Origin of the sequence: Pseudomonas ekonensis (assembly GCF_019145435.1) — a bacterium.
Lineage (GTDB): Bacteria > Pseudomonadota > Gammaproteobacteria > Pseudomonadales > Pseudomonadaceae > Aquipseudomonas > Aquipseudomonas ekonensis.
Genome location: NZ_JAHSTS010000003.1, coordinates 338,602 through 354,431, shown reverse-complemented (window position 1 = coordinate 354,431; position 15,830 = coordinate 338,602). Strand labels below are relative to the sequence as shown.

Genomic DNA, 15,830 nt, shown 5'->3' with positions numbered 1-15,830 from the left:
GGCGGCGGAGTCTACCAGCTTCGCCCGCAACTGGCGCGAGTAGCACGATGTCCCCTGACCTGTGGAGCTTTGCCCTGGCCGTCTACGCCCGCCCGGACGTGGAGGCCGCCTGCCTGCGCCTGCAATCGGCGGGGGCGAACGTGTGCCTGATGCTGTGCGGCCTGTGGCTTGAACAACGAGACGCGACCTGCGACGACAGGCGCGTGCACCAGCTTCGGCAGATCACCGATCCCTGGGACCGCGACGTGGTGCAGCCGCTGCGGGCGCTGCGCCTGCAATGGAAAGAGGCGGCCGATACCGACCCGCTGCTCAAGGGCATGCGGGAACAGATCAAGGGAATGGAACTGGAGGCGGAGCGCGCGCTGCTGTCGCGGCTGGAAGGCATGGCCCAGGGTTGGGCGCGCAATTCGAAGGAATCGAGTGATTGGCTGGAGGCGCTCGCCGGCGAGGCGGCCAACCTGAACCGCGACGCGCTGCGGGTGCTGCGCGTCGCGGCGGCCGGCGCTTAGGAGGCGCTGGTCGGGTTGCTGGCGACGCTCGACACGGCGGCCGGCGCAGGTGTAGGTGCGCTGGTCGGGGTGGCGGCGGTTGGGGCGGTGGCGGCAGCAGGCGCTGCTGCGGTTGGCTTGGCGGCGGCAGCGGTCGCCGGCTTGGCGACAGGCTTGGCGGCGACCGGTTTTTTCGCGGCAGGTTTGGCTGCTGGTTTGGCGGCAGGCTTGGCCGCAGGTTTTGCAGCGGCCGGCTTGGCGGCGGTGGTCGCAGGTTTCGCCGCGGCGGCCGGTTTGGCAGGCGCTTTTGCCGCAGGCTTGGCTGCCGGTTTGGCGGCGGCAGGCTTAGCGGCAGGTTTCGCGGCAGCGGTCTTCACCGCCGGTTTCGCTGCTGGTTTCGCTGCTGGTTTCGCCGCAGGTTTGGCGGCTGCGGTCTTCGCCGGGGCGGCTTTGGCGGCAGTCGGTTTAGCGGTGGCCGGCTTGCTGGCGGCAGTCTTCGCGACAGCCGGTTTGGCGGCGGGTTTGGCCGCAGGCTTGGCGGTGCTGGCCGCTGCCGGTTTCTTCGCGGCAGGTTTGGCGGCAGCCTTCGCCGGCGCTTTGGCGGCGACGGGTTTCGCGGCAGGTTTGGCCGGTGCCTTGGCGGCAGCGGTGTTGGCGGCGGCAGGTTTTGCAGCGGGTTTAGCGGCAGGTTTCGCGGCGGCTTTCTTGGCCGGTGCGGCGGCGGCCGGCTTGGCCGTACGGGCGGACAGCGCCTTGCCGGCGGCTTCCTGCACACGACCCACGCCCTGGGCCAGCTTCAGGCTTTCCTGGGCATCGCGCTTGAGTTGCAGAATGTAGCTGCGGGTGTCGGACTGACGGCCCTTCAGCGCGTCGAGCAGGTCTTCGAGTTCCTTCACGGCCGACTTGGCCTTGGCCTGCGCCTTGGCTTTGCCGGCGGCGGCCGCGTCTTGCAGTTTGGTGCGGGACTTGTGCAGTTTCTCTTGCGCCTTGCCGCGTTGCTTCTCCAGTTTGGCGAGCAGTTTTTCAGCATCAGCCAAGGCTTGGGAGCATGCGTTTTCCAGATGTTCGAGCAGGCTGCCCGAGAGCTGTTGGAGTAAGTGCAACGGAGTGTTTACGGGCTTCTTGGTGGCCGACATGGTTTACCTCCTGGCTGACGTGAGTGCGGCTCATACTAGACCTCTGCTGCTACCGCCGCTAGGGCATGTTGACAGTATCGAAAGCGCTCGGTTGCAGCGCTGCGCAAAACTTCTGCGCACAGGCAAAAGCAGTTCACCGTTGCAGGCGTCTGCGCTGGCATAATCCACCGCAATTCTGGATGGAGAGTGCCCATGCCGCGCTACTTTTTTTTGTCCCTCTGCCTGGTTTTTTCCGTCGCTCAGGCCGACGAAAAAACCACCGCGAACGATGCCCATGACCTGGCCTACAGCTTGGGCGCCAGCCTCGGCGAACGCCTGCGCCAGGAGGTGCCGCAACTGCAGCTGCAGGCGTTGATCGACGGGTTGCAGCAGGCCTACCAAGGCAAGCCGCTGGCCTTGAGCGAGGCGCGGATCGAGCAGATCCTGGCCGACCACGAGTCGCGCAACGCCGAGCAGGCATCGCAACCGTCGAGCGAAGCCGCGATGGAAAACGAACAGCGCTTCCTCACCGCCGAAAAGGCCAAGCCCGGCGTGAAGGAACTGGCCGACGGCATCCTGATGACCGAGCTTGCGCCCGGCACAGGCACCAAGGCAGGTCCCGACGGCAAGGTGCAGGTGCTGTACGTCGGCCGGCTGCCGGACGGCACCGTGTTCGACCAGAACACGCAGCCGCAGTGGTTCAACCTCGACAGCGTGATCGCCGGCTGGCGCACCGCGTTGCAGAACATGCCGGTGGGCGCGAAGTGGCGACTGGTGATTCCCTCCGATCAGGCCTACGGCGCGGACGGTGCCGGCGACCTGATCGCGCCGTTCACGCCGCTGGTGTTCGAGGTCGAATTGAAGGGCGCGACCGGCTGACCGCGCCAACGAAAAACGGTGCGCCATGGCGCACCGTTCTGTGTGTCTTGCCCAAGGGTTGCCGTCAGGCCTGAACCGGGGCCTCTTCCTTGTGGGCGTTGTGCAGCACTTCGATCAGGCAGTCTTCCAGCTCGAAGCGTTCGCGCAGCAGACCGCCCAGCTTTTGCAGCGCCTCGGAGAAGCGCTCGGTGTCGTTGCACTCGCCTTTGTGGCAATGGTCATTGAAGGCCACCGCGTGCTGCGTGATCTCATCGATGCGCGGCCCGATCTGCTCCGCCAGTTCCAGCCCGCCTTCGTCATCGAACGCCTTGGCTTCATCGGTCAACTGCTCACGCACTTCGAAGTGCCAGGCGGACACGTAATCGACGAGGATCTGGCAGAACCGGCCGTTCTTCGACTTGTCGGCGAACGCAGGCTTGGCGTCACGCAGTTCGCGGAACGCGGTCACCAGTTCCTCGCGCTCCCGGAGCCAGCGGTCGATCAGTTGATGAACTCCACCCCAACGTTCCTGAGCACTCTGACAACTTTCGAGCATGGCGATCTCTCTTCCCTTGTGGGTCACTGCTCTACACCCGCGCCCCTCTTGTGAAAACGGATTCGGGGGCTGCCGGGCAGAGCGTCATTGAGCAACTGAATTGCAATGACACGTGCGGGCCAGATTATTCCCGCAGGCCAGTGGCTTCAAGGTACGCAGGCGACAAAGTTCATACAAGCGTTTAATCCCGTATCAACAGCCGGTGCGACGCTTCGCCGCCGAACGGACGCTGCACGGCGCCCCAGAGCAGACGCAAGAGTTGGTAGACCGCCAGGATCGACATCGCGATGAAAAACAGCAGGCTCCATTCCGGAATGCTCAGGTCGAACAGCGTCCAGGAGATCTCGGCGCAGTCGCCGTGGTCGTTGAACATGCCCGACAGCGCGCACATCCACGACAGCGGCGTTTCAGGCGCCGGTATGCAGTTCGCCAACTGGTGCAGCGGGTCACTCTGCCACAGCACCTGGCGCCAGGCGGCGGTCATGCCCCCGGCGCTGGCGGCCAGCGCCAACACCCAGTAAAGCGACAGGCCGACGCGCCGCGGTCCATGCACCGCCGCCGCGCCACAGCAGACGAACAGCGCGGCCAGGAACAGACGCTGCACCAGGCACAGATTGCAAGGCGTCAGGCCGACCGTGTATTCGAGGTAGTAGGAAGCCCCCAGGGCCAGAGCCCCTGCCATGAAAGCCATGAAAAACAGGGAGCGTGAGCAGGTCAACGACATGGCTTATCCGCAACAGTAAAGACAGGCAGTTACGGTAGAGGAAAGCGCGCCGGCCTTTCAAGGCGGGGCCCTGCCGACACTTCACCAGAGGTGTAGGGAAATCCCGACAGGTGCGAGAGGATTAGATGTAGTCCCGTGTAGGACGCTGCCTAAGACCAAACTCAGCAGTAACTTTTCCGGCGTCTGGCGTTAACGGGGAGCACGCTCCCCGTCACGCGTTCAGGCACGGGCCGGCACCGGCAACGGTGCGGCCAGCAGACGGTCATCCAACAGCCCCAGCCCTTCCTGGAACAGCTGATTGCTGCGTTCGGTGTCGCCAAGGCGCGCCAACAGACGGGCGAGTTCGGCACAGGCCTCCGGGTTGCGCTGGGTGCGCAGGCTGCTTTCCAGGTAGTCCCGCGCCTTGCCCCACAAGCTGGCTTGCAGGCACAGGCGACCCAGCGTCAGCAGCAGGCTCGGATCGGCGGGATGCTCCTTGAGCCACCCCTCGGCCGTCTGCAACTGACGCGCCGGATCGTTGCCGCGCACCAGGCCGTACAGGCGCGCCAGGTGGCTGTCGTACTTGCGCTTGAGGGCATTGCGCAGCACCTCTTCCGCCTCGACCTGCGCGCCCAGCTGACGCAATTGCTCGGCGTAGGCCAGCACCAGCGGCGCCTCCTGGCGCTGGGCGGAGGTGAGCTGCTGCCAGGCCCGTTCAAGGGATTGCTGGCCGACCGTGCCGTCCTCTTCACGCTGGGCCGCCAGCGACAGGTTCTGGCCCCAGGCGCGGCGTTCCAGCTCGGTCAGTTCGGCCGGCGGCAAGACTTTGTCCTTGCGCAGCTCCGGCAACAGCCGGATCACCGCCGACCATTCCCCGCGCTGCTGATGCAGCCGCTGCAACTGGCGCAGGGTCTGGGCGTTGTGGGGATGGCGCCCGTGCATGGCCTGCAGCGTTTCCAGGGCGCCGTCGGTGTCGCCGCGGTCGGTCTGCAACTGCGCGTGGCTCAGGGCGATCGCCAGTTCGGCTTGGGGCTGACGCTCCAGGGCGCGCTCCAGCAAACGGTCGCATTCCTCATAGTTGCCCTGCTCGTTGGCGGCACGGGCGGCGCCGAGGTAATACAGCAACGGCTGGCGCTCGGCTTCGGCGGCCCGGTACAGGTGACGCTGGGCGCTGGCCCAGCGGCCTTCGGCCAGGTCCAGTTGCCCGTGTTCGATCGCCACCTGCACGCGCCGGCTGCGGTTGCGCCGCGACCACGGGTTGACCACCCCGCCGGACGTCAGCACCAGCTCGACCAGCGCCTTGACGGCCCAGATCAGCAGCCACAGGATCGCCACCAGCGCCAGGGTCGCCCACAGGCTCGACTCGTAGCGAAAGCTCTTGTACGCGACCAGCACGTAACCGGAATGCTGGGCGATCGCCAGGCCCAGCGCCGCCGTGACGGCGATGGCCAGAAACACGATCACATACAGGCGCTTCATGGCGTGGCCTCCTGCGCCGTGCCGGCGGCCGGTTTGGCGAACGGCTTGACCGAGTCTTCGGCATTGACGTTGCGCCGCTCGAGATAGGCCTGCACCGCGCCCAGGGTGCCGGCCAGGTCCGGCGTGCTGACCGTCACGGGCTGCAGGCTCAGTTCGGCCACTTGCTCCAGCATGATTTTGCTTTGCGGGTTGTCCGGATTGAAGTTGCCCTTGAGCACGTCCCGCGCCTCGCCCAGCGCCTGGGCGTAGACCGGCGCCTGCCCGTTGAGCGCCGCCCACTGCGCCTGCTCGAGCGCCAGGCTCAGGGCCAGGCGCACCTGGCTCAGGCTCTGCCCGGCCAGCAGCGGCCGCACGTTCTTGTCGGCGTTGAAGTCGATGCGGATGTACCGCGAGACCTGATCCCACCATTGCGCCCAGCGGCTGGCCCCGTCGCCGTCGGCCGTCAGGCCCAGCAGGGATTCGCCGCGGTCCTTGTATTCGGGCGCCAGTTCGGTGAGTTCGATGACCTGATCGCGCAGGGCGCCCAGGCGCAGGAACAGGCCGGTGCGGTCCGGCTGCGCGGTGCTGCGCAGGGCCACCAGGGTTTTCGCCACTTGCTCGCGGGCGGCGAACGAACCGGGATCGTTCTGTTCGCGCAGGATCTCGTCGGCGCCCTGCACCAAGGCCTGAGCGCTGCTGACGTCCTGCAGCGCCGACAGGCGCAGGCTGGCCAGACGCAGCAGGTGCTCGGCCTCGGCCAGGCGCCAGTCCTTGCGGCTGGCGCCGAGGACGGTTTCCAGACGCTGGTTGAGGCGTTGCTGATCGCCCTGCAACTGGGTCACCAGCCGCTGGCGCTCATCGAGCTCGTCGGCGCCCGGCAATTGCCCGAGACGCTCGGTCAGGCGCTGCTCGTTGAGTTTCAGCGACTGCGCCTGATCGTTCAGCGCCTGCACCTGGCTCAACTGCTGCCGGGTGTCGGCCTGCAGGTGCCGCACCTGCCAGACGCCCCAGCCGCCGACCGCGACGCCGGCGGCGCCCAGCAGCAATGCCACGATGGCCAGTCCGTTTCCCCGACGCGGTTCCCGGGCCGGTGGTGGTACGTCAACCGGTGCATCGGTCACAGGTTGAACATCATCTTTAGGCAAGGCTGTTTCGCTCACGTATCCATCCTTTGCATTAGAGAACGGGCACGGGATGCTCCCGTAACGCCGTCAGCAAGGCCGCGGCACTGGCGCCGCGGCAATCCACAACTGTTCGGGCCCCGGCGGCGCGCGCCTGCCCGGCGACCCTTGGGCTTGGAACAAACAACGGCAGCTGCGCCACCTCGGGCCAGGCGTCGCCGGCCAATTGGCGCAGGTGCTCGAAACCCTGTCCACTGCTGACCACCAGCCCGTTCAGGCGTTCCGATCCGATCCTGCGCGTCAGTTCCCCCGGCGCGCAGGCCGGCAGGTCGCGGCGGTACAGCTCCAGATACTCGACACTAGCACCAAGCGCGCGCAGGCGCTCGGCGAGCAGCTCGCGCCCGCCCTCGCCGCGCAGGATCAGCACCCGCGAACCGGGCCGCGCCACCGCCTCGCGCAGACGCGGCAAGCGCAGCAGCGCTTCGCTGTCGTCGCCCTCGTCCGGGAAGTGGGTGTCCAGCCTCCGGTCCTTTAGAATCTGCGCCGTCGCCGCGCCGACGCTGAACCAGGGCAACGACGGCGGCACGTCCGCGCAAACGTCCAGCAGCTGCACGGCCAGGCGCGCCGCCGGTTTGCTGACCACGATCACCGCAGCGCACTGCGGCAGTTGCCCCAAGGTTCGGCGCATTGTGTCAGAGACCGCCAAAGGGACGATCTCCAAAAGCGGCAGGCAGCTGCTGAAAATCCCCTGCTGCGCCAACACCTCGGCCAGCGCCGTGCAGTCCTCCGCCGGACGGGTCAACAGCAGGCGCCAGCCGGTCACTCGTGACCGGCCTCGCCGTACACTGCCTTGAGGATGTCGTCGGCGCCCTGGCCGAGCAGGTCTTCGGCGACCTGCACGCCCAGCGACTCGGCCGCCTCGCGCGGGGCCCGGGCCTGGGCGCTGAGCAGCTTGCCGCCGCTCGGCTCGCCCACCAGGCCGCGCAGCCACAGTTGATCGCCTTCCAGCACGGCGTAGCAGGCGATCGGCACTTGGCAGCCGCCGTTCAGGTGTTTGTTGAGGGCACGTTCGGCGGTCACCCGCGAAGCGGTGTCGGCGTGATGCAGCGGCGCCAGCAGTGCTTGGATTTCGCGGTCGGCGCTGCGGCACTCGATGCCCACGGCACCCTGGCCGCCGGCGGGCAGGCTGTCGTCGACGCTGATCGCCGAAGTGATGCGGTCTTCGAAGCCGAGACGGATCAGGCCGGCCGCCGCGAGGATGATCGCGTCGTACTCGCCTGCGTCGAGCTTGGCCAGACGGGTGTTGACGTTGCCGCGCAGGAAGCGGATCTCAAGATCCGGACGGCGGGTCAGCAGTTGGGCCTGGCGGCGCAGGCTGGATGTGCCGACGATGCTGCCGGCCGGCAGCGCGTCGAGGCTGGCGTAGGTGTTGGAGACGAAGGCGTCACGCGGGTCTTCGCGCTCGCAGATGCAGAACAGGCCCAGGCCTTCGGGGAAATCCATCGGCACGTCCTTCATCGAGTGGACGGCGATGTCGGCTTCGTTCTCCAGCAGCGCGGTTTCCAGTTCCTTGACGAACAGGCCCTTGCCGCCGATCTTCGACAGCGGCGAGTCGAGCAGCTTGTCGCCGCGGCTGACCATGGGCACCAGCGTCACCTGCAACCCCGGGTGGGCCGCTTCCAGACGGGCTTTGACGAATTCGGCCTGCCAGAGGGCCAGAGCACTTTTGCGGGTGGCGATGCGGATTTCGCGAGAGGACATGGATCAATCCGTACTGAATAGATACGGCGGATGATAACAGCTCAGCCAAATCCACTTTGACTTGAATCAGCAAGCGCACGGCCTCCCTGGCCCGTGTGCCTGACGGGAAGAAGCGACGGACGCCCGGTCAGAGCCCCTGCATCATCTTGCGCACGCCCGCCACATGCCGGCGGCTGACGATCAAGGCGTCGCCGTTCAGGCCTTTGAGGTAGAGCTGGAAGTGCCCCAGCGGCGTGCGCTGCAGCCGCTCGATGCGCTCGCGCGCCACCAGGGCGTTGCGGTGGATGCGCACGAAGCGCTCGCCGAACTCGTCCTCCAGCGCCTTGAGCGGCTCGTCCAGCAGGACTTCGCCGTGCTCGTGGCGCAGGGTCACGTACTTGTGGTCGGCGATGAAGTACACCACCTGATCCAGGGGGATCAGTTCGATGCCTTTGCGGGTCCGGGCGCTGATGTGACTGCGCGGGCCGTTGCCGCTTTCGGCGGCGGGACGGGTCAGGGCCGAGAGCTGGGCCCGGTTGGGACGTTCGGCCCTTTTCAGGGCGTCCTGCAAGTGTTCGGTTCGCACGGGTTTCACCACATAGCCCACGGCACCGGCCTTCAGGGCCTCCACGGCAAATTCATCGGAACCTGTGCAGAACACCACGGCGGGCGGGGTTTCTCGTTCGCACAGACGGGCAGCGACCTGCAGGCCATCCAGGCCCGGCATGCGGATATCGAGCAACACGATATCCGGCTTGTGACTGTCGATCAGGGCCAGCGCCTCCTCGCCATTGGTGGCGCTGGGCTCCAGGACAGTGTAGCCCCCGAGTTCGCTCACCATTCGGCTGAGGCGCTCGCGGGCCAAGGGTTCGTCATCAACGATCAGGACATTCATATTGCGCTGGATTCCTGCGTGAGTCTCGCACAAGGATAGCGTAGACAGGTGGAGTGACGTCCGTCACCGCGATCCACGCTAAGACTAGCGCGGGCGCCGAAAAGTGCCGTACGTCGGCCGGCAAAATTTGCCGGTGCCCGGATCCTGCGCCTTGCGCAGGGCTTGCCGATGGCCAAAGCGCCCACCCCTCTCTTTTTCTTGGCCGGCGTCCGATCCGCATTTGCGCCGACCCTTCAGTCCAACTGTAGACGTTCGTCGGCCCGACATTGCTCAATCGGAAAATATCGTTGCGCAAATCACGGCGGCGACGGCGGCGATTGTGGCGCACGAGATGAGAAAAAAACGTTTCGACCAGTGTCAGCGACAGGATCGGCAACCCTGTTATCATCCGCGCCAGCATTTGCAGCCTTCTTTCTCCAAGCCGATACGAGCGAATTCATGAGCACTGACAAGACCAATCAGTCCTGGGGCGGCCGCTTCAGTGAGCCCGTCGACGCCTTCGTCGCCCGCTTCACCGCCTCCGTCACTTTCGACCAGCGCCTGTATCGCCACGACATCATGGGCTCGATCGCCCACGCCACCATGCTGGCCAAGGTCGGCGTGCTGACGGATGCCGAGCGCGACAGCATCATCGACGGGCTGACGACCATCCAGGGCGAGATCGAGGCCGGCCAGTTCGACTGGCGCGTGGACCTGGAAGACGTCCACATGAACATCGAAGCCCGCCTGACCGACCGCATCGGCATCACCGGCAAGAAGCTGCACACCGGCCGCAGCCGCAACGACCAGGTCGCCACCGACATCCGCCTGTGGCTGCGCGACGAGATCGACCTGATCCTGGCCGAGATCACCCGCCTGCAGAAAGGCCTGCTGGAGCAGGCCGAGCGCGAGGCCGGCAGCATCATGCCGGGCTTCACCCACCTGCAGACCGCTCAGCCGGTGACCTTCGGCCACCACATGCTGGCCTGGTTCGAAATGCTCAGCCGCGACTACGAGCGCCTGGCCGACTGCCGCAAGCGCACCAACCGCATGCCGCTGGGCAGCGCCGCGCTGGCCGGCACCACCTACCCGATCGACCGCCAATACACCGCGCAGCTGCTGGGTTTCGACGCAGTGGGCGGCAACTCGCTGGACAACGTGTCGGACCGTGACTTCGCCATCGAGTTCTGCTCGGCGGCCAGCATCGCGATGATGCACCTGTCGCGCTTCTCCGAAGAGCTGGTGCTGTGGACCAGCGCGCAGTTCCAGTTCATCGACCTGCCGGACCGCTTCTGCACCGGCAGCTCGATCATGCCGCAAAAGAAGAATCCGGACGTGCCGGAGCTGGTGCGCGGCAAGACCGGCCGCGTGTTCGGCGCCCTGATGGGCCTGCTGACCCTGATGAAAGGCCAGCCGCTGGCCTACAACAAGGACAACCAGGAAGACAAGGAACCGCTGTTCGACGCCGCCGACACCCTGCGCGATTCGCTGCGCGCGTTCGCCGACATGGTGCCGGCGATCAAGCCCAAGCACGCGATGATGCGCGAGGCGGCCCTGCGCGGCTTCTCCACCGCCACGGACCTGGCCGACTACCTGGTGCGCCGCGGCCTGCCGTTCCGCGACTGCCACGAGATCGTCGGCCACGCGGTGAAGTACGGCGTGGAGACCGGCAAGGACCTGGCGGAAATGAGCCTCGAGGAACTGCGCAAGTTCAGCGACCAGATCGAGCAGGACGTGTTCGCCGTGCTGACCCTGGAAGGCTCGGTCAACGCCCGTGACCACATCGGCGGAACCGCGCCGGCCCAGGTCAAGGCTGCCGTGGCCCGCGGCCAGGCCCTGCTCGCCGCCCGCTAAAGGCCAATGGCATCGCCGGCAGGCCGGCTCCCACCACTCAAATGTGGGAGCCGGCCTGCCGGCGACGACTGATCCGAAAACCCCGCAACTCTATTTCTTGGCTGCGATCATCGCCAAAAACGCCGGCATCGCCGCTTCCTTGTCCGCCGCGATCTTCTGCACGTGCGGATTCGCTTCCAGCTGCTCCAGCAGCGCCTTGGCCTTCGGCATCTGCGCCAGCAGATCCACACCGAACAGCTTCTGCCCGACCGCGCAGGCCAGCGGCACGCTGTAGAGGAAATACAGGTCCGCCACGCTCAGGCTATCGCCCGCCACGTACGGCGCGAACTTGCCGTGCCGGCCCAGGGCGGCAAACCCCAGCAGCAGTTCGGCCTTGGTCTTTTCCTTGATCGCCTCGGGCACCGTCGCGCCGAAGAACGCCTCGCCGTAGCAGGCCCGGCCCGGCAGCTCGATGTACAGCTCGATCTCCTTGGCCAGCGCCAGCGCCTGCGCCCGCTCGAACGGGTCGGCAGGCAGCAGCGGCGCGCCCTGGCCGGTCTGTTCGAGGTATTCGAGGATCACGGACGTCTCATTGATGTAGCCGGGGCCGGCCCCCAGCACCGGCACTTTGCCGCGGGGGCTGATGGCCAGGGCCTCCGGGGTCTGCGTCGGGTAGAACGTGACCTCTTCGAACCGCAGGCCTTTCTCCAGCAGCGCCAGCTTGACCATGTTGTAGTAGTTGCTGACAGCGAATCCGTACAGTTTGAACATCACATAGCCTCCAGGCCGTGCGGGGTGGGCAGTGCCTGTTTATAGATCCTGCCGGGGATTCGCGCCACCGGCATCACGGCGCTGAATGAGGGTAGACTGACGCCTTTTGCACAGGAGCCGGCCATGAGCGAGCCAACCGACATCGACAACGACGAAGAAGCCTTCACCGAGTCCACCCTGATCGAAGCCGTCGAGAACCAGATCGAGAGCGAAAACCCGCCGGCGGCCAAGGCCACGTTCAACAAGCTGACCCTGGTCGGCTACGAACGCGAAGACATCCTCAATCTGATGGCCCATGTGCTGGCCTACGAGATCGACGCCATGCTCGACGAAGACCGGGCGTTCGACACCCAGTGGTACGAGACGGCCTTGCGCGCGCTCCCTGAGCTGCCGCCGGAAAAGCCATGAGCCCGATCCAGTGGGAGCGCGCCCGCTCCCACACAATTTGTCACCCATCTCTGCGGCCCGTCGCCGGCGCCTGACTACACTGGACTCCACCCCCATCCAGGAAAAACCCGGTCGGCGGCACTGGACAGGCCGCAGCGGCAGGTTCACCTTAGGGGCGCTGTCGCTCAATTCCTAGAAAGTCTGGAGTCCTTATGTCGCTTACCCCTGAGTTGGTTGCCGAACTGGAAGTCCTCGCACTCTTCAACCTGGACAGTTCCCAGGAAGGTCTGAAGATTCATCAGACCGCCGCCCCGAAACACATCGCCGCCGCCAAGAGCCTGTTCCAGAAAGAACTCATCGACCAGGTCGACGGCGGCTACCTGACCAGCCTGGGTCGTGACGCCGCAGAACACGTGCAGGGTCTGCTGACCATCCTCGACGTCGCCAAAGAAACCGCCTGACCCTCCCCTGTCGCCCACGGAAACCCCTGCCACGGGTTTTCCGCGGGCCAGCCCGGCTGGCCTGCCGGCACCGGCGCTGGAAAAATGGCGCCAAAAAAACAAATTCAGCTTAATGATTCCCCTGCCCAGGCGCTAAACTCCCCGGCATTGCGAGCCCCTCTGCCCCCGAGCCCTGCGAGCCGACATGACCCGCACCCACGAAATCCGCCCCGACCTGGACGAAGGCATCGACCGCAAGGTGCTCAGCCAGCTGCGCGCACGTTTCCTCAAACTCAACGAAGGCCGCCTGAACCGGGCGCGGGAAGGGCTGTCGCCCCGTCAGCAAAGCGTGCTGACCCTGTTGCCGCTGTTCTTCCACGTCAATCATCCGCTGCTGCCCGGCTACGTGTCGGGCAGCACGCCGGCAGGGCTGTCGAACTACGAACCGGACGCCGACACCCTCACCGAGGCCCAGCGCCTGACCCGCTCGTTCTCCTACAAGCCGCGCCACGGCAGCAATCCGCCCCGGCCGATCCACGGCCTGTTCCTGATGGGCAGCCTCGGCACGCTGGCCCAGGCCGACCAGAGCGACATGGACGTGTGGGTCTGCCATGCCCCGGCCCTGGGCGACAACGAACTGGCCGAACTGCGCAAGAAGTGCCAGGCCCTCGAAGCCTGGGCCGCGAGCCAGGGCGCCGAAGCGCATTTCTTCCTGATCGACCCGGCCCGCTTCGTCAAAGGCGAACGCGACAGCCAGTTGAGCTCCGAAGACTGCGGCACCACCCAGCACTACCTGTTGCTGGACGAGTTCTACCGCACGGCCATCTGGCTCGCCGGCCGCACGCCGATCTGGTGGCTGGTGCCGGTCTATGAAGAAAGCGCCTATGCGCAGTACACCCATACCCTGATTTCCAAGCGTTTCATCCGCACCGACGAAACCCTCGACCTCGGCCACCTGGCGCACATCCCGCCGGGGGAGTTCATCGGCGCCGGGCTGTGGCAGTTGTTCAAGGGCATCGAATCGCCCTACAAGTCGGTGCTCAAACTGCTGCTGACCGAGGTCTACGCCAGCGAGCACCCGCACGTGCAGTGTCTGAGCCTGCGCTTCAAGCAGGCGGTGTTCGCCAACCGGCTGGACCTGGACGAGCTGGATCCGTACATGGTGGTGTACCGGCGCATCGAGGAATACCTCACGGCACGCAACGAACCGGAGCGGCTGGAGCTGGTGCGCCGGGCGCTGTACCTCAAGGTCAACCGCAAGCTCACCGGCAGCACCCGCACCCAGAGCTGGCAGCGCTCGCTGCTCGAGCGCCTGGCAGGCGAATGGCACTGGGACCGGCGGCAACTGGCGCTACTCGACAGCCGCAGCCAATGGAAGGTGCGCCAGGTCAGCGCCGAGCGCCTGGCGCTGGTCAACGAGCTGAACTACAGCTACCGCTTCCTGACCCGCTTCGCCCGCACCGAACAGACCGTCAGCCTGATCAACAAGCGCGACCTCAACGTGCTGGGCCGGCGGCTGTACGCGGCCTTCGAGCGCAAGGCCGACAAGATCGAATTCATCAACCCCGGCATCGCCCCGGACCTGGCCGAAGACACCCTGACGCTGGTGCAGTCGCCCAACAAGAAAGAACCGGGGCAGACCCAGTGGGGCCTGTACAACGGCAGCCTCACGGCCCTGGAATGGGAGCACTTCGCACCGATCAAGCGCAGCCGCGAGCTGCTGGAACTGCTGACCTGGTGCCACCGCAACGGCGTGATCGACAGCAGCACCCGGCTGGCGCTGCACCCCGGCACCAGCGACCTGAGCGAGTTCGAGCTGTTCAACCTGCTCGGCAGCCTGCAGCAGAGCATCGCCCTGCCCTTGCCCACCGTCGCCGAAGAACCGTTGCTGCACGCCAGCGTGCCGAGCGAGGTGCTGTTGCTGGTCAACGTCGGCGTCGATCCGCTCAAGCACCACCGCGACCTGAACATCCTGATGACCACCGAGCGCACCGACTCCCTGAGCTACGCCGGGGTGCGCGAGAACCTGGTGCTGACCCTCGACCAGGTCACGCTCAACAGCTGGAACGAGGTGCTGGTCAACCGTTTCGACGGCCCCCACGCCCTGCTCGACTGCCTGCGCGACTACCTGAACAACCTGCCGGGCGGCGCACGGCAACCGAAGCTGCAGGTGCGCTGCTTCTGCCACAACCGCGCGCAGTTCATCGCCCGCCGGGTGGAGGAGATCGTCGACACCGCCCAGACCTTGCTGCTGAGCGGGCTCAACCACCGCTACCTGATCCAGGTCCAGCAGCACTATCACGTCCTCGAGCTGGTGCCGGGCCAGGTCAGCCACGCGGCGCTCGCCACCTTGCCCGCGCTGCTGGATTACCTGGGCGAAGAGCTCCCGCACTACAGCCCCCTGCACCTGGATCCGATGGCGCTGGAGGACCACGACCTGGCGCTGATCCTGCCCATGGGCCAGCCCGAATGCATTCAGGTGTTCTACCGGGTGACCGAGCGGCAGGCCGAGCTGTACGTGCTGGATGAGTTCAATGCGCTATGGCAGCAGCATTTGCCCTACCACGACGAACAGAGCCTGCTGGTGCCGCTGCAGCGTTTCCTGCAATCGATCCAGTTCCGCCGCGAGACGCAGGCGCCGATGGATCAGGGCCCGGCCCCCGACCTCGAGATTTTGTATTACCAGTTATTGCCCCAGGGCCCCGGACGGGCGCGCCGGGTCGACGCGCGGCCGGCGCCGCAGACCCCGGCGGACGAACCGTACTACGACGTGCAGGCCATCGTCGGCAAGGCCGCACCCGGCCAGGTGCAGGTCACGCTGTACTGCAACCAACGGGAATTCAGCGAACTGGAGCATGGCGACCAGCTGTTCGGCGTGGTCGCCCGGGAGATCATCGGCCAGCGCCGGGAGACCGAGCGCTACCGCTGCTACATCACCGACCTGGACCTGTCGGGCCTGCTCGGGGACGGGCAGAGTTCCAGCAATCTGTACCTGCGCTACAAGGCCGACCTGGAGCGCGCCCTGAACGAGGCGCTCGAACAGGCCTGAGGCGGGGTCACACCGGGAAGTCGCCGCCGTTGGCCGGCTGCGATTCGACTTCCAGCAGGGTCAGCTTCAGGGTCTTGCCGCCCGGCGCCGGCCAGTCGATGTGCTGGCCGACCTTGAGGCCCAGCAGCGCGCTGCCCACCGGCGCCAGGATCGAGATCTTGCCTTCGTCGGCATTGGCGTGCTTCGGATACACCAGGGTCAGGTGATAGTCCTTGCCGCTGCCTTCCTCGCGGCAGTGCACGCGGGAGTTCATGGTGACGACGTCGGCGGGCACGTCATCGTGGCTCACCAGCGTTTCGGCGCGGTCCAGTTCGGTTTGCAACTCATCAACGCCGCGGGTGCCTTCAGGCAATCTGTCGATCAGCTGCTCCAGACGTTGCACGTCCAGACGGGTAAGGGTGATGGATGGTGCGGTCATGATCCGGGCAGACTCCTTT

Annotated in this window: 16 protein-coding genes and 1 pseudogene; 6 read left to right on the top strand and 11 right to left on the bottom strand. The window is 66.2% G+C overall.

Translation table 11 applies throughout. From position 1 onward, the window contains the following. Window positions 1–47: 47 nt before the first annotated feature. Window positions 48–509 carry a TIGR02444 family protein gene (locus KVG96_RS25590; protein WP_217894513.1) on the top strand — a complete coding sequence of 154 codons (462 nt, stop codon included), beginning with the start codon at window positions 48–50 and terminating at the stop codon, window positions 507–509. Here KVG96_RS25590 and KVG96_RS25585 read toward each other — a convergent pair. Next, entirely contained in the window at window positions 506–1,624 is a 1,119-nt protein-coding gene (locus tag KVG96_RS25585; protein ID WP_217894512.1) for an AlgP family protein, read from the bottom strand. The two genes, KVG96_RS25590 and KVG96_RS25585, sit on opposite strands and share 4 nt — an antisense overlap. 192 nt (window positions 1,625–1,816) lie before the next feature. Between KVG96_RS25585 and KVG96_RS25580 the strand changes: the two genes are divergently transcribed. Next, window positions 1,817–2,482 carry an FKBP-type peptidyl-prolyl cis-trans isomerase gene (locus tag KVG96_RS25580; RefSeq protein WP_217894511.1) on the top strand — a complete coding sequence of 222 codons (666 nt, stop codon included), beginning with the start codon at window positions 1,817–1,819 and terminating at the stop codon, window positions 2,480–2,482. A 64-nt stretch (window positions 2,483–2,546) separates the two neighbouring features. On the opposite strand, the gene rsd is transcribed toward KVG96_RS25580, so the two are convergent. From rsd to KVG96_RS27920, 8 genes and pseudogenes are all read right to left on the bottom strand, one after another. After that, complete coding sequence (gene rsd, locus KVG96_RS25575) at window positions 2,547–3,017, bottom strand: sigma D regulator (protein WP_217894510.1); 471 nt, start codon at window positions 3,015–3,017, stop codon at window positions 2,547–2,549. 181 nt (window positions 3,018–3,198) lie between these two features. Beyond that, window positions 3,199–3,741, bottom strand: coding sequence for a disulfide bond formation protein B (locus KVG96_RS25570; RefSeq protein WP_217894509.1), 543 nt, complete (start codon window positions 3,739–3,741; stop codon window positions 3,199–3,201). A 219-nt stretch (window positions 3,742–3,960) separates the two neighbouring features. Continuing rightward, window positions 3,961–5,199, bottom strand: coding sequence for a heme biosynthesis protein HemY (locus KVG96_RS25565; protein WP_217894508.1), 1,239 nt, complete (start codon window positions 5,197–5,199; stop codon window positions 3,961–3,963). Further along, the gene (locus KVG96_RS25560; RefSeq protein ID WP_217894507.1) at window positions 5,196–6,338 is read right to left on the bottom strand and encodes a uroporphyrinogen-III C-methyltransferase; all 1,143 of its coding nucleotides are present in this window, start codon (window positions 6,336–6,338) and stop codon (window positions 5,196–5,198) included. Before KVG96_RS25560 ends, KVG96_RS25565 begins: the two co-directional genes overlap by 4 nt. A 16-nt stretch (window positions 6,339–6,354) precedes the next feature. Then, a complete protein-coding gene (locus tag KVG96_RS25555; RefSeq protein ID WP_217894506.1) occupies window positions 6,355–7,122 on the bottom strand; it encodes a uroporphyrinogen-III synthase in 768 nt (255 codons plus the stop codon). Beyond that, window positions 7,119–8,060, bottom strand: a complete 942-nt coding sequence (gene hemC / locus KVG96_RS25550; protein ID WP_217894505.1) for a hydroxymethylbilane synthase — start codon at window positions 8,058–8,060, stop codon at window positions 7,119–7,121. The genes KVG96_RS25555 and hemC overlap by 4 nt, the downstream gene beginning before the upstream one ends. A 127-nt stretch (window positions 8,061–8,187) precedes the next feature. Then, window positions 8,188–8,934 (bottom strand): LytR/AlgR family response regulator transcription factor, encoded by a 747-nt coding sequence (locus KVG96_RS25545; RefSeq protein ID WP_085630161.1) that lies wholly within the window; start codon window positions 8,932–8,934, stop codon window positions 8,188–8,190. Continuing rightward, a pseudogene (locus tag KVG96_RS27920) lies at window positions 8,931–9,050 on the bottom strand (sensor histidine kinase); the annotation flags it as partial. The pseudogene KVG96_RS27920 and the gene KVG96_RS25545, both read right to left, overlap by 4 nt. 322 nt (window positions 9,051–9,372) lie before the next feature. On the opposite strand from KVG96_RS27920, the gene argH reads away from it, so the two are divergent. Continuing rightward, window positions 9,373–10,767: an argininosuccinate lyase gene (gene argH / locus KVG96_RS25540; RefSeq protein WP_217894504.1), complete on the top strand. Its 1,395-nt coding sequence runs from the start codon at window positions 9,373–9,375 to the stop codon at window positions 10,765–10,767. A 90-nt stretch (window positions 10,768–10,857) separates the two neighbouring features. On the opposite strand, the gene KVG96_RS25535 is transcribed toward argH, so the two are convergent. After that, a complete protein-coding gene (locus KVG96_RS25535) occupies window positions 10,858–11,517 on the bottom strand; it encodes a glutathione S-transferase family protein (protein ID WP_217894503.1) in 660 nt (219 codons plus the stop codon). A gap of 123 nt (window positions 11,518–11,640) precedes the next feature. Between KVG96_RS25535 and KVG96_RS25530 the strand changes: the two genes are divergently transcribed. From KVG96_RS25530 to KVG96_RS25520, 3 genes are all read left to right on the top strand, one after another. Next, the gene (locus tag KVG96_RS25530; protein ID WP_217894502.1) at window positions 11,641–11,925 is read left to right on the top strand and encodes a hypothetical protein; all 285 of its coding nucleotides are present in this window, start codon (window positions 11,641–11,643) and stop codon (window positions 11,923–11,925) included. Between the two features lie 191 nt (window positions 11,926–12,116). Beyond that, window positions 12,117–12,365 carry a TIGR02647 family protein gene (locus KVG96_RS25525; protein WP_217894501.1) on the top strand — a complete coding sequence of 83 codons (249 nt, stop codon included), beginning with the start codon at window positions 12,117–12,119 and terminating at the stop codon, window positions 12,363–12,365. A gap of 184 nt (window positions 12,366–12,549) precedes the next feature. Then, window positions 12,550–15,393, top strand: a complete 2,844-nt coding sequence (locus KVG96_RS25520) for a class I adenylate cyclase (RefSeq protein WP_217894500.1) — start codon at window positions 12,550–12,552, stop codon at window positions 15,391–15,393. A gap of 7 nt (window positions 15,394–15,400) precedes the next feature. On the opposite strand, the gene rnk is transcribed toward KVG96_RS25520, so the two are convergent. Continuing rightward, window positions 15,401–15,811 (bottom strand): nucleoside diphosphate kinase regulator, encoded by a 411-nt coding sequence (gene rnk, locus KVG96_RS25515; RefSeq protein ID WP_085581162.1) that lies wholly within the window; start codon window positions 15,809–15,811, stop codon window positions 15,401–15,403. Window positions 15,812–15,830 lie beyond the last annotated feature (19 nt).